The sequence below is a fragment of the Shewanella sp. 0m-6 genome, from assembly GCF_052977325.1.
Window position 1 is genome coordinate 23,471 of record NZ_JBRIMD010000035.1, and the last position, 14,322, is coordinate 37,792.

11 protein-coding genes are annotated in these 14,322 nt (G+C 45.8%); 10 read left to right on the plus strand and 1 reads right to left on the minus strand.

Going from position 1 to position 14,322, the window contains the following annotated elements; genetic code table 11:
* Positions 1-3 precede the first annotated feature (3 nt).
* From murD to lpxC, 8 genes are all read left to right on the plus strand, one after another.
* The gene (gene murD / locus ACVBJC_RS18510) at positions 4-1,323 is read left to right on the plus strand and encodes a UDP-N-acetylmuramoyl-L-alanine--D-glutamate ligase (RefSeq protein ID WP_447162403.1); all 1,320 of its coding nucleotides are present in this window, start codon (positions 4-6) and stop codon (positions 1,321-1,323) included.
* Entirely contained in the window at positions 1,313-2,533 is a 1,221-nt protein-coding gene (gene ftsW, locus ACVBJC_RS18515; RefSeq protein ID WP_447162404.1) for a cell division protein FtsW, read from the plus strand. Before murD ends, ftsW begins: the two co-directional genes overlap by 11 nt.
* 8 nt (positions 2,534-2,541) lie before the next feature.
* Entirely contained in the window at positions 2,542-3,639 is a 1,098-nt protein-coding gene (gene murG, locus ACVBJC_RS18520; RefSeq protein ID WP_447162412.1) for an undecaprenyldiphospho-muramoylpentapeptide beta-N-acetylglucosaminyltransferase, read from the plus strand.
* Between the two features lies 1 nt (position 3,640).
* On the plus strand, positions 3,641-5,110 hold the full coding sequence (gene murC / locus ACVBJC_RS18525) for a UDP-N-acetylmuramate--L-alanine ligase (RefSeq protein WP_447162405.1): 1,470 nt from the start codon (positions 3,641-3,643) through the stop codon (positions 5,108-5,110).
* A gap of 104 nt (positions 5,111-5,214) precedes the next feature.
* A complete protein-coding gene (locus ACVBJC_RS18530) occupies positions 5,215-5,979 on the plus strand; it encodes a cell division protein FtsQ/DivIB (RefSeq protein WP_447162406.1) in 765 nt (254 codons plus the stop codon).
* A 3-nt stretch (positions 5,980-5,982) separates the two neighbouring features.
* On the plus strand, positions 5,983-7,218 hold the full coding sequence (ftsA, locus tag ACVBJC_RS18535; RefSeq protein WP_012157000.1) for a cell division protein FtsA: 1,236 nt from the start codon (positions 5,983-5,985) through the stop codon (positions 7,216-7,218).
* A gap of 31 nt (positions 7,219-7,249) precedes the next feature.
* Positions 7,250-8,437 (plus strand): cell division protein FtsZ, encoded by a 1,188-nt coding sequence (gene ftsZ / locus ACVBJC_RS18540; RefSeq protein WP_447162407.1) that lies wholly within the window; start codon positions 7,250-7,252, stop codon positions 8,435-8,437.
* A 177-nt stretch (positions 8,438-8,614) separates the two neighbouring features.
* Positions 8,615-9,535, plus strand: coding sequence for a UDP-3-O-acyl-N-acetylglucosamine deacetylase (lpxC, locus tag ACVBJC_RS18545; RefSeq protein WP_447162408.1), 921 nt, complete (start codon positions 8,615-8,617; stop codon positions 9,533-9,535).
* A gap of 7 nt (positions 9,536-9,542) precedes the next feature.
* On the opposite strand, the gene ACVBJC_RS18550 is transcribed toward lpxC, so the two are convergent.
* Positions 9,543-9,995 carry a DUF721 domain-containing protein gene (locus tag ACVBJC_RS18550; RefSeq protein ID WP_447162409.1) on the minus strand — a complete coding sequence of 151 codons (453 nt, stop codon included), beginning with the start codon at positions 9,993-9,995 and terminating at the stop codon, positions 9,543-9,545.
* Between the two features lie 27 nt (positions 9,996-10,022).
* Between ACVBJC_RS18550 and ACVBJC_RS18555 the strand changes: the two genes are divergently transcribed.
* Positions 10,023-10,922, plus strand: coding sequence for a M23 family metallopeptidase (locus ACVBJC_RS18555; RefSeq protein ID WP_447162410.1), 900 nt, complete (start codon positions 10,023-10,025; stop codon positions 10,920-10,922).
* A gap of 60 nt (positions 10,923-10,982) precedes the next feature.
* Complete coding sequence (secA, locus tag ACVBJC_RS18560; RefSeq protein ID WP_447162411.1) at positions 10,983-13,706, plus strand: preprotein translocase subunit SecA; 2,724 nt, start codon at positions 10,983-10,985, stop codon at positions 13,704-13,706.
* Positions 13,707-14,322 lie beyond the last annotated feature (616 nt).

The window sequence follows — 14,322 nt, forward strand, 5'->3', positions numbered from 1 at the left end:
GATATGGCGCAGCAATATTCACACATCGTTTTAGGTTTAGGTGCAACAGGCTTATCTGTTGTGCGTTACCTGTGTGCGCAAGGCATTGTCCCTTTAGTGATGGATAGCCGAACTCAGCCTCCTGGTGCTGACACCTTAGCGGCAGACTTTCCTCAAGTAGAGTTAGTCGCGGGTGGATTTGATTGTCGCTATTTAGTGCAAGCGCAGCAGATCATCATCAGTCCTGGTATAGCATGCGAAACCCCAGAAGTTAGGGTCGCATTCGATATGGGGATTGAGGTGATTGGTGATGTGGAACTTTTCGCGAGAGAAGTGAGCAAAACCTCTGCTAAAGTGATTGGTATTACCGGTTCTAACGGTAAAACCACGGTCACAACCTTAGTGGGCGAGATGGCTAAAGCCAGCGGTTGTTCATACGCTGTTGGTGGCAATATCGGTATACCAGCCTTGGACCTACTACTGAAGCCTAAAGATTTATATATTTTAGAGTTATCGAGTTTTCAGCTTGAAACTACCCAGAGTTTGCACTGCACAGCAGCAACTTGCCTCAACATTAGCGAAGACCATATGGATCGTTACAGCGATCTAGAGTCATATCGCCAGGCAAAACTTAAGCTGTATGAACAAACCAAAATGGTGCTGTTTAATCGCGAAGACCCATTAACCATTCCGAATAATCCGACTAATCAGCAAAGTTTTGGTTTAAATGCGCCAGAAGTTGATGACTGGGGAATTTCAGGTGGAATGGTCGTGCAAGGTAACAGCCAGATTATGTCTGTTAGCGATGTGGTGCTTGTGGGAAGTCATAACCATGCAAATGTCATAGCGGCAATGGCGTTAGCAACTGCAGCAGGTATTGGGCGAGATTTTCAAATCGAGGTCGCTAAGACATTCAGTGGATTAGCTCATCGCTGTGAAGTGATTGCTGATATTGCTGGCGTGACTTATGTCAACGACTCTAAGGCGACCAATGTTGGCGCGACTGTCGCAGCAATCGAGGGCTTAAGTGATCACTTAGGTGAACTGATCTTGATCGCTGGCGGCGACGGCAAAGGTGCAGACTTTTCTCCGTTAGTACCAGTACTAGGCAAAGTCAGCCAGCTAATCACGTTGGGTAAAGATGGCGATAAAGTCGCGGCGTTAAAAGCGGACTCAATAAAAGTAAAGACAATGGCAGAGGCTGTTGCCAAGGCGCATGAGATAGCGACAGCAGGTGATATCGTGATTTTGTCACCAGCATGCGCCAGCTTAGATATGTACCCCAACTTTATGGCTCGCGGGGATGAATTTCGCAGCTTAGTAGAAGCGCTTCATGGCGAGTAGCGAGAAGCAGTTAAGCTTATTTGGCAACCGCTTTAAGTGGTCGTTGCCGAATTTGTTTAATGACACCTCGGCACCAGGAATGCAGCTATATGATCGGCCGTTAATGTTTGCGGTGTTGTCACTTATCTGCTTTGGCTTTGTGATGGTGATGTCAGCTTCTATGCCAGAGGCGCAAACCTTGACCGGCAATCCGTTTCATTTTGTGTGGCGTCACGGCGCTTACTTAGTCGGTTGCGTTATTATTGCGGCGGTGGTGCTGCAAATAGAGATGCGCCATTGGCAACACTTTAGTCCGTGGTTGTTGGTCGTCGTTGGTGTCATGCTGGTCGCGGTGCTGTTTGTGGGCACAACCGTTAATGGAGCAACCCGCTGGTTATCGATAGGGCCAATCCGTATTCAGGTAGCCGAGATAGCTAAGTTTGCCTTTGCCATCTACATGGCTGGCTACTTGGTACGACGCCACCAAGAGATTAGAGAAAACGCTAAAGGCTTTTATAAGCCCATTGCTGTTTTTGCTGTATATGCGTTTTTGATTTTGATGCAACCAGACTTAGGTACTGTGGTCGTACTGTTTGTGGGTACCGTCGGGTTACTGTTTTTAGCGGGCGCGCGATTACTGGACTTCTTCGCATTGATCTTAACTGGGATATTAGCATTCGTGGCCTTGGTATTACTTGAGCCCTACCGAATGCGCCGAGTAACGTCGTTCCTCGACCCGTGGCAAGATCCGTTCGGTAGCGGTTATCAGCTGACTCAATCTCTTATGGCGTATGGACGCGGTGATTGGTTTGGCCAAGGCTTAGGCAACAGTATTCAAAAGTTAGAGTATCTGCCTGAGGCGCACACTGACTTTATCTTTGCGGTTATTGGCGAAGAGTTAGGGTTTATCGGCATTATCGCCGTATTAGCAGTGCTGCTATTTGTTGCACTGCGAGCGATTAAACTCGGCAGTATGTGTCTAGCACTAGAAAGAGCATTCGAAGGTTATCTTGCTTATGGCATCGGGATCTGGATCTGCTTTCAAACCGTGGTAAACGTTGGTGCCAGTATTGGTATGTTACCAACCAAAGGATTAACTCTGCCATTTATTAGCTATGGCGGTAGTAGTTTGTGGGTCATGACGGCGGCAGCCATGTTGCTTATCCGAATAGACCATGAAAGACGATTAAGTGTTATTCAGGCCGTTGAAGGCCGGACAAGTAAACAATGAGTGAATTAATGACTAACCAAGCTGAAGAAAAACGCATTTTAATCATGGCTGGCGGAACTGGCGGCCATGTATTTCCTGCGCTAGCGGTGGCTAAATATTTGAGTCAGCAAGGCTGGAAAGTGCGTTGGTTAGGCACTGCAGAGCGAATGGAAGCGAGATTAGTGCCACAACATGGCTTTGATATCGACTTTATCGATATTAAAGGTGTGCGTGGTAATGGCTTGATGCGAAAGCTCGCTGCGCCATTTAAGATCCTACGTTCGGTGATGCAAGCGCGTGCTGTTATTAAAAAATTTAAGCCCGATGTGGTGATGGGCATGGGCGGCTTTGCTAGCGGTCCTGGCGGCGTTGCAGCAAAGATGTGTGGCATACCTTTGGTGTTGCATGAACAGAATGCGATTCCGGGCATGACCAATAGATTGTTGTCGCGTATCGCCTCTGAGGTGCTATGTGCCTTTGACGGTACCTTTACCGACATTAAAGCTGAAACTGTCGGTAATCCTATCCGCAAAGAGCTTATCGCTCTTGGCGAAAAGCAAAAGCCTGCCTGTAACGATGATTCGCTAAAAGTGCTCGTTGTAGGCGGTAGTTTGGGAGCAAAGATTTTTAATGATGTCATGCCAAGCGTACTCGAAGGGGTGAGTAAAACCCATTCAATGACGGTTTGGCATCAAGTTGGGCGTGATAATTTAGCGAGCGTTAAAGCCGAATATCAACGATTAGGCCAAGATGGCAGCGTAAGCGTTGCTGAGTTTATTGATGATATGGAAGCGGCTTATCGCTGGGCTGATGTGGTGGTGTGTCGCTCTGGTGCGTTAACCGTATCTGAATTAGCTGCAGTCGGTTTACCGAGCTTGCTAGTGCCATACCCACATGCGGTAGATGATCATCAGACTAAAAATGCCCAAGTATTAGTTAACGCTGGCGCAGCATTTTTACTGCCACAGCCTATAGTCGATACCAGCAAGTTAATGACTAAATTGTCGATGCTGGCATCTGATAAACAAGCATTATGCAATATGGGCCAGCGTGCTCGAGACGTTGCCATTTTAGATGCAACTCAAAGAGTCGCCAACGTCTGTATTCGATTAGCACAGAAGGGTTGAGATGAGTAACAAAGCAGAGAAGTATTCGCAGCTAAGATCCATGATCCCTGAAATGCGCAGGGTTAAGCACATCTATTTTGTTGGAATAGGTGGTGCGGGTATGGGCGGCATAGCGGAAGTGCTTGTTAATGAAGGTTACCAGTTAAGTGGTTCAGATATCGCTGAAAGTGCGGTCACTCAGCGATTAGCTCAACTTGGTGCGACCATCTATATTGGCCACGATGCAAGCCAAGTTAAAGGTGTAGACGTGGTTGTTGTTTCAACCGCGATTAGCGCTGACAACCCTGAGTTGGTTGCAGCAAAAGCGCTTAGGATCCCCGTGGTGCGCCGGGCTGAAATGCTAGCTGAGCTGATGCGCTACCGTCATGGTGTCGCTGTTGCTGGAACTCACGGTAAGACGACTACGACGAGTTTGATCGCAAGTGTTTATGGTCAAGCAGAGCGCGATCCCACTTTTGTGATTGGCGGCTTGTTAAATAGCGCAGGTACTAACGCTCGATTAGGTCATAGCCGTTACTTAATTGCTGAAGCTGATGAGAGTGACGCGAGCTTTTTACATCTGCAGCCGATGGTCAGTGTCGTGACTAACATCGAAGCTGACCATATGGATACCTATGAAGGTGATCTAGAAAAGCTTAAAACAACCTTCGTTGATTTCCTGCATAACCTGCCTTTTTATGGAGTTGCAGTAGTCTGTATCGATGACCCTATTGTACGAGAGCTTATTCCACGTATTGGTCGTCGTGTAGTGACTTACGGTTTTAGCGATGACGCTGATGTGCAGGCGCTAGATTTCGAGCAAACAGGCTATTGCAGCGCATTCACGGTTAGACGTGCAGGGTTAGCAGATGTGCGCTTAACAGTTAACTTGCCAGGCGAGCACAACGTGTTAAACGCGCTGGCAGCGATTGCCGTAGCTACTGAAGATGACATCGAAGATGAAGCAATTATTGCTGCTTTAGGTGAGTTTCAAGGCATTGGTCGTCGTTTTCAGCAAATTGGCGAGTTTAGTACCGCGAAAGGTGAGATTAAATTGGTTGATGACTATGGTCACCACCCAAGTGAAGTTGCCGCCACGATTAAGGCTGCCAGACTCGGTTGGCCTGAACGCCGCTTGGTGATGATCTATCAGCCGCACCGTTACAGTCGTACCCGCGACTTGTATGAGGACTTTGTAGAAGTACTATCACAAGTCGACTGCCTGTTGATGTTAGATGTATACGCCGCAGGTGAAGCACCTATTCCGGGGGCTGACAGTCGGGCATTGTGTCGCTCTATTCGTGTTCGTGGTCAGGTTGAGCCTGTATTTGTTGCGAGCACCGAGCAGCTAGAAACCGTTTTACCAGAGATATTGCAAGACGGTGATTTACTGCTGACCCAAGGGGCTGGCAGTATTGGGTTGTTATCACGTAGCCTTGCCGAATCGAATTTGGGTTTTGGTACCGAGACTACTGATGAAAAAAATGCGTAATTTAGAGTTATATACCTTAAGTTACACATCTAATTTTGACGCTTGGAATAAGGGCTATATAATGGCCGATTTTCTGAGTTCCCGGTTGCAAAAGGAAGCCTAAGGTGTCTTGGCGCGAGAAAGGTCAGCGTATTCGAGTTTTGCTTTCGCAAGCTGATTGGTATCTGTGTTTTGGTTTGGCGTTCTTACTGTGCGTATTGATTGGTTTATCGATGGCAGTGATGAAACTCAATACCGTGCTAAATGATGCTGATGCGCTACCTATTGAAGCGGTAGCGATTAAAGGGGAGCGCTTATATACAGACGATAAAGAGATCCAACTAGCATTGCAGGATTTGATGCAGAGGAGTTTCTTTTCGGCTGATGTGACCCAAGTGCAAGAAGCCCTCGAAGCATTACCTTGGGTTTACCAAGCCTCCGTTAGGCGCGAGTGGCCAGCCAAGTTAAAGGTATATTTGGTTGAACAAAAACCAGTTGCGCATTGGAATGGTGATGCTTGGCTCAATATTTACGGCGAAGTGTTTGATGCACCGGCGAAAGAAGGTATACCTAATTTACCTATATTGACGGGTCCTGAAGAGCAAGGTAAGTCGGTACTAACTACTTACCAGCAGGTAGGCGAGTTATTAAGAATTAATGGCTTTAACTTACAAAGTTTAAGCTTAAGTCCAAGGCATGCTTGGCACGCTGAGCTAAATAATGGCATTAAGCTGGAGCTCGGTCGAGAAGATAAGATGGCAAGGATACAAAGATTTATCCACGTCTACCCAAAACTTGCAGAGCAAGATACACAGGTAGCTATTGTGGATTTGCGCTACGACACAGGTTTGGCCGTAGGTTGGGATGATGCACAAAAAGAGAGCCGTTAATTAATGACCAAGAATCTAGATAGAAATCTGATTGTGGGATTGGACATAGGGACATCAAAAGTCGCTGTGATCATTGGTGAAGTATTGCCTGACGGTGAGATCAGTATTGTCGGTCTGGGAAACCATCCTTCAAGGGGGATGGATAAAGGCGGCGTAAACGATCTCGACTCTATCGTCCGCAGCGTACAAAGAGCACTGGATCAAGCCGAGTTAATGGCAGATTGCCAGGTCTCATCGGTGTATTTAAGTATTTCTGGCAAACATATCGAATGTCAGAATGAAAACGGCATGGTGTCGATTAACGACGAAGAAGTGACTCAAGAAGATGTCGACAATGTGATCCATACGGCTCGCTCTGTCAAAATTCCAACTGAGCGTCGTATCTTGCATGTATTGCCTCAAGAATACGCTATTGATATACAGGACGGCATTAAGAGCCCAATTGGCATGTCAGGTATGCGTATGGAAGCGAAGGTTCATATCGTGACTTGTGCCAATGACATGGCTAAGAACATCACTAAGAGTGTCGAGCGCTGTGGTTTAAAAGTTGACGACTTAGTGTTTTCAGCCATCGCTTCAGCTGATTCAGTACTGACTGATGATGAGAAAGACTTAGGCGTTTGCTTGGTCGATATTGGTGGCGGTACAACCGATATTGCGGTTTATACCAATGGTGCACTGCGTCACTGTGCTGTCGTGCCCGTTGCGGGTAATCAGGTGACTAACGATATCGCTAAGATATTCCGTACACCTTTGTCACACGCAGAACAGATTAAGGTGCAGCACGCTAGCGCTCGTAGCGCTATGGTGAGCCGTGAAGACAGTATCGAGGTGCCTTCAGTAGGTGGTCGTCCTTCACGTAGCATGTCACGTCACACGTTAGCGGAAGTGGTTGAACCTAGATACCAAGAATTATTTGAATTGATCTTAAAGCAGCTACGCGATAGCGGCTTAGAAGATCAGGTTGCAGCAGGCATTGTCATTACTGGTGGTACCGCATCGATTGAAGGTGCCGTTGATATCGCTGAAGCGACATTTGGTATGCCAGTGAGAATGGCACAGCCGCTGCCAGTTAAAGGTTTACACGAATATGTGGATCAGCCTATTTACTCTACCGGAGTCGGGTTGCTTCACTATGGTGCGCGCAGAGTGATCGAACGACAGTTCGAACGTCCTGAACGACAAGGGGTTACCAGTCTTTGGAATCGGGTTCAGAGCTGGTTTAAAGGCGAGTTTTAGTTAATAACGCAGGCATAACGGAGAAAAGACCATGTTTGAGATCATGGATAGTCATTCAGACGAAGCGGTGATTAAGGTCATCGGTGTCGGTGGTGGCGGCGGTAACGCTGTTGAGCATATGGTTAAACACAACATCGAAGGTGTTGAGTTTGTAGCAACAAATACTGACGCACAAGCGTTGCGTAAGTCTGCTGCAACGACCACAATTCAATTGGGTCGCGATGTGACCAAAGGTTTAGGCGCTGGCGCCAACCCTGAAATCGGTCGTTTAGCGGCAGAAGAAGACAGAGAAAACATTCGTAATGCGATTAAAGGTTCAGACATGATCTTTATCGCTGCGGGTATGGGCGGTGGTACCGGTACTGGTGCTGCACCAGTAGTTGCAGAAATTGCACGTGAAGAAGGTATTCTTACTGTTGCTGTTGTAACCAAGCCTTTCCCATTCGAAGGCAAGAAGCGTATGACCTACGCGGATCAAGGTATTGAGCAGCTTGCTAAGCATGTTGACTCGCTAATTACCATTCCAAATGAAAAGTTACTTAAAGTGTTAGGTCGTGGTACGTCTTTATTAGATGCATTCGCTGCAGCTAACAACGTGTTACTTGGCGCGGTTCAAGGTATTGCCGAGCTAATTACTCGCCCAGGTCTAATCAACGTCGATTTCGCCGACGTAAAAACGGTTATGTCTGAAATGGGTAATGCCATGATGGGTACCGGTGTAGCAAGCGGTGAAGATCGTGCTGAAGAAGCTGCAGAAGCGGCTGTTGCAAGTCCATTACTTGAAGATATTGATCTAGCTGGTGCGCGTGGCGTATTAGTTAACATCACTGCGGGTATGGATATGAGCATTGAAGAGTTCGAGACTGTGGGTAACCACGTTAAGGCTTATGCTTCTGATAACGCAACTGTTGTTGTGGGCGCGGTAATCGACCCTGAAATGTCTGATGAGCTACGTGTAACGGTTGTTGCTACGGGTATTGGCGCAGAAAAGAAGCCGGATATCCAGCTAGTATCTAAGCCTGCTCCACGTCCAGAGCCGATTGTTCCAGCTGAGCCTCGTGTAGAGAGCTTTGCAGCAGAAGACGCTATCGCTCCAACGATGTCACACGGTAATACTGCAGCTGCAACTCAGCCTCAAGTAGCAACACCAGTGGCTGAAAAAAAGAGCGATCTTGACTACTTAGATATCCCAGCATTTTTGCGTAAGCAAGCTGATTAATCTTAGTGTTAATAAATAGTTAAGAAGTATGAGGCAATACTAAACTATTGTCCTAAAGCTGAGTGAGTTTTGGTGAATTTGCAAAGATATGCTAAGATATCCGACCAGCATAGCCTGCACACGACTGAAAAGTGTGCGGTTAGCGCTTTTTTGTTGAGATAATGAACGGGTAAATACATGATTTTTCAAAGAACTGTAAAAGAAATGGTTAAAACGACTGGTGTTGGATTGCATTCCGGCAACAAGGTTACGTTGATCATTAAACCCGCGCCCATCAATACCGGTATTAAGCTAGTTCGTACCGACTTGTCGCCTGCAGTTGAAATACCAGCTGTTGCCGATCAAGTTCGTGAAACGACTATGTGTACTGCCTTGGTAAATGATGATGGTGTTCGTATCTCAACAATTGAGCATCTATTTGCAGCGCTAGCCGGACTAGGTATTGATAACGCAGTTATCGAAGTTGACGCGCCTGAAATTCCAATTATGGATGGCAGTGCGAGTCCTTTTGTTTTCCTACTTCAGTCTGTAGGTATTCAAGAGCAAAACGCCGCTAAAAAATACATCAAAATCACTAAACCTATCCGTGTTGAAGACGGTGATAAGTGGGCAGAGTTGAAACCTTTTAAAGGCTTCAGAGTCGATTTCGCAATTGACTTTAACCACCCAGAGATCGCGCGTAGTCAGCAGCATATGGTTATGGATTTTTCATCGTCTGCTTTTGTGAAAGATATCAGCCGTGCAAGAACCTTTGGTTTTATGCGCGATATTGAGTACCTAAGAGCGAATAATCTTGCACTAGGTGGCAGCATGGAAAATGCTGTTGTTCTTGACGAATATCGCGTCCTCAACCCCGATGGCCTGCGTTATGAGGACGAGTTCGTTAAGCATAAGATTCTTGACGCTTTTGGTGATCTATATGTAGCGGGTCACGCTATTGTTGGTGAGTTCTGTGCATACAAAACTGGCCACGCACTTAACAATCAGTTAGTACGTGCCATGCTTGCACAGCAGGACGCTTGGGAAATTGTCAGTTTTGAAAAAGAAGCCGACGCACCAGTCAGCTTCTCGGTACCCGCGGGTGCTGTATTCGCTTAATCGCGAATTAAGATTGCCTTGAACGGCTGGCTAATGCAGCCAGCCGTTTTAGTTTTACCGCTAATGTCCCCTCAGTATGTTCAGCTAACGCTTCAATATGAGCGGCGGCATTTTCACTAATTAGGTTGTGAGCGACCTTGGGTTTTGTTTCATACATTAACAAGCTTGGGTTGACTTTAACCTCGATTGCGGTAAGCATGGGTAGCGTTTCGGCTTGCAGCTGTTGTAATATTTTGGGTTTTTGGAAGTTAATTCTTGCCGCCCAAGCAGCCGTAGTTGTTTCAATAACCAAGATCCCTTGGCGTAAATTGGCAACCTTTAGTTGCTCTGTCACTGGACCAGTTAGCACTTGTTTCACGTAGCGATCTAAGTGTAATAACAGTTCTGCCTTTTCAGCTAAGTTAGGCATTGTGCCTTGCTGATGTAGTAACTGACTGAGATCCTGTGGGGGCTTTTTCATATGATAATAAAATGGCTTAATTAGGCTATGAGTGTAACAGTTTTTATTCAAGGTCGAAATGGTGCCACACGCTGGCAACCAGGAAAGCGTTGGCTGCTATTGCCTATTTTGCTCATCGCAGCAGGTACGGGTCTTTATCAGCACAATGCCAAGCAACTTACACAGCAACAAGCTAATGTCGACGGCGAGCGTATGGCTCGTGAAGAACAAAAAGATGAGTTAGTCGCGCTAAAGAGTGCGACAGAGACTCAACTTTCGATGTTGGTTGCCCACGTTGCTCGTATGCAAGCTAAACTCACGCGCTTAGAAGCACTGGGTCAGCAAGTTGCTCTCAATAATCAATTAGAAGATCAATTTGATTTCTCTTCAGAAGTCGGTGTTGGTGGTATCAGTGAGTTGGGTACTAACATCGAACTCGATCAGCTTATCGCAGATATGGATAAGTTGGTGTCTCGAATAGATAATAATAATGTTCAGTTATCACTACTTGAAACAGTAGCATCTAATCTCCATATAGATGAAGAGCGTTATATATCTGGGCGACCAATCCAGAAAGGTTGGTTATCCTCGCCCTATGGTTTACGTAATGATCCTTTTAACGGTAAAAGAACGATGCATAAAGGTATCGACTTTGCTGGAAAAGAGGGCGTCGATGTAATCGCGACAGCAGGTGGCGTAGTTACATGGGCGGACAAGATGTTTGGTTATGGTGAGTTAGTCGAAATTGATCATGGAAATGGTCTAAGCACTCGTTATGGTCACAATAAAGCTTTGTCAGTAACTGTGGGCGATGTGGTCGCTAAAGGCGATAAAATCGCTGTGATGGGAAGTACTGGGCGCTCAACTGGGCCTCATGTACACTATGAAGTGTTGCGTGGTGGACAGCAGATCGATCCGCAAAAGTATGTCTACCGCAAGGCAGGTTAATCATAAAATAGGCTTTCAGGCTCTCAAAGGGACTTGGCCAACAACATAGAAGTGGTTCAGATGTTTGGTAAATTACTGACAAAAGTATTTGGTAGTCGCAACGATCGTACACTTAAAGCATTTGGTAAAGTCGTTAATAAAATTAACGCACTAGAGGCTGAGTACGAAAAGCTATCTGATGAAGATTTAAAAGCAAAAACGGCCCACTTCCGCGAGCGTTTAGACGGCGGTGAAACATTAGAAGGCGTATTACCTGAAGCATTCGCGACAGTACGTGAAGCCTCGAAGCGTGTATTTGATATGCGTCACTTCGATGTGCAGCTTATTGGTGGCATGATCCTGGATAGTAACCGTATTGCAGAAATGCGTACCGGTGAAGGTAAAACACTGACGGCAACTCTGCCAGCCTACCTTAATGGTCTAACGGGCAAAGGTGTACACGTCATCACGGTGAACGATTACCTTGCGGGTCGAGACGCTGAAAACAACCGTCCTCTTTTCGAATTCCTTGGTTTAACCGTTGGTATTAACGTTGCGGGTCTTGGGCAAGTAGAAAAGAAAGCTGCCTATGATGCAGATATTACTTACGGTACTAACAACGAATTCGGTTTTGATTACCTACGTGACAACATGGCGTTCTCGCCAAGTGAGCGCGTTCAACGTCCACTTCACTATGCACTAATCGATGAAGTCGACTCGATTCTTATTGATGAAGCACGTACGCCGCTAATTATTTCTGGTGCGGCTGAAGATAGCTCTGAGCTATACATCAAGATCAATACACTGATCCCCAATCTTATCGCGCAAGATAAAGAAGATACTGAAGAGTATGTGGGTGAAGGTGATTACTCAGTTGATGAGAAGTCAAAGCAAGTGCACATGACCGAACGTGGTCAAGAGAAAGTTGAAGTACTGCTAACTGAGCGTGGCATGCTAGCCGAAGGCGACTCGCTTTATTCTGCTGCTAATATTTCTTTATTACATCATGTAAATGCAGCACTACGTGCCCATACCTTATTTGAAAAAGACGTAGACTATATTGTTCAAGATAACGAAGTCGTTATTGTTGATGAACATACTGGCCGTACTATGCCTGGTCGTCGTTGGTCTGAAGGTTTGCATCAAGCGGTAGAAGCTAAAGAAGGGGTTCATATTCAAAATGAAAACCAAACATTAGCCTCAATCACTTTCCAGAACTTCTTCCGCCAGTACGAAAAGTTAGCGGGTATGACGGGTACTGCCGATACTGAAGCATTCGAATTCCAACACATCTACGGACTTGATACAGTGGTTGTTCCGACTAACCGTCCAATGGTTCGTCAAGATAACCCTGATTTGGTTTATCTGACAGCTGACGAAAAGTATGCTGCAATCGTAAAAGATATCGTTGGCTGCCGTGAGCGTGGACAACCAGTATTGGTCGGTACAGTATCGATTGAACAATCAGAACTGTTACACAGCTTACTTAAGAAACAAAAGATCCCGCATGAGATTTTGAATGCTAAGTTCCACGAGCGTGAAGCTGATATTGTTGCTCAAGCTGGTCGAATTGGTGCGGTAACAGTGGCAACTAACATGGCCGGTCGTGGTACCGATATCGTGTTGGGCGGCAACTGGAACATGGAAATTGATGCGCTAGCTAACGCAACTGACGAGCAGAAAGCTAAGATTAAAGCTGACTGGAAAGTTCGTCATGATGAAGTTGTTGAAGCCGGTGGTCTACATATTCTAGGTACTGAACGTCACGAATCTCGCCGTATCGATAACCAGCTACGTGGTCGTTCTGGTCGTCAGGGTGATGCTGGTTCATCTCGTTTCTATCTATCTATGGAAGATAGCTTAATGCGTATCTTTGCTTCTGACCGCGTATCTTCAATGATGAAGAAACTTGGAATGGAAGAGGGTGAAGCGATTGAGCATCCATGGGTGTCACGCGCTATCGAAAATGCACAACGTAAAGTAGAAGCACGTAACTTTGATATCCGTAAGCAGTTACTTGAATTTGATGATGTTGCTAATGACCAGCGTCAGGTTGTTTATGCTCAACGAAATGAGTTGATGGATGCTGAAAGTATTCAGGAAACGATCACAAATATCCAAGCAGATGTGGTTAACGGCCTCATCGATCAATATATTCCGCGTCAGTCTGTTGAAGAGCTTTGGGATGTTGAAGGGTTAGAGAAACGCCTACAGCAAGAATACGCAATGAGTCTGCCAATTCAAGAATGGTTGGATAAAGAAGATGACTTGCATGAAGAAACCTTGCGTGAGCGTATTGTTGATACTTGGGTTAATGCATATAAAGCAAAAGAAGAGATGGTAGGCGAGCAAGTTCTACGTCAATTCGAAAAGGCGGTTATGCTGCAAACGCTTGATGGTTTGTGGAAAGAGCACCTTTCTGCAATGGATCACCTGCGTCAAGGTATTCACTTACGTGGCTATGCACAGAAAAATCCAAAGCAAGAATATAAGCGTGAATCGTTTGAGCTATTCCAGCAGATGCTTGAGTCACTAAAGCATGATGTGATTAGTATCTTGTCTAAAGTACAAGTACAGGCTCAGTCAGATGTTGAAGAGATGGAAGAGCGTCGTCGCCAAGAAGATGCCAAGATCCGTCGTGACTATCAACATGCAGAAGCTGAAGCTATAGTGGGCGCAGAAGAAAGTGCTGCATTAGCGGCAACTCAACCTACTGTTCGCGATGGCGAGAAAGTTGGTCGCAATGACCCTTGCCCATGTGGTTCTGGTAAGAAGTACAAGCAATGCCACGGCAAGCTTAGCTAGAATAGCAAAACAATACTAAAGAAAAGGGTGACTCATTGAGTCGCCCTTTTTTATTACCAATGAAAAAGGATAGTGGGTTAATTTATTAGTTTCCTAAGTCTGGCTCTTAACCCAAATAGCGCCTTGCTACATAAGTTACGTATATATGAAGATAGGCTAGTAAGAAGCGAGTAAGAAGACAGTAAGAAGATAAACGAGTGGTGCAATCCAACCACAGCAACATTGATACCGTGTAGAAATAGCTTAACTTTAATTTGGTGCTGGCGATAAAAGCGTCGCTGAAAGCGAGTTTTGTGGATAAGTCTGAGGGTAACTAGTGGCTAAGTTGTGCTTAAATTAAAACATTAAAAAAAGGCGTTTATTTTCGAAAAAAGCACTTGCGCTCTTTTCGAATCTCCCTATAATGCGACCCCACTGACACGGTGAAGCAGGCAACTAGCCAAGCACACAGCGTTAGAGAGATTAACTTCTACGGAAATTAATCTCAGGTGACAAACGCTTTAAGAGCTTCGGGTTTTGCTTCTTTTCACGAGAGTGATTAAGAAATCATCGCTTGAAAAACTTCTTAAAATAAGCGCTTGACGCCGCCACTGGAGAGTGTAGAATACGCCTCCTC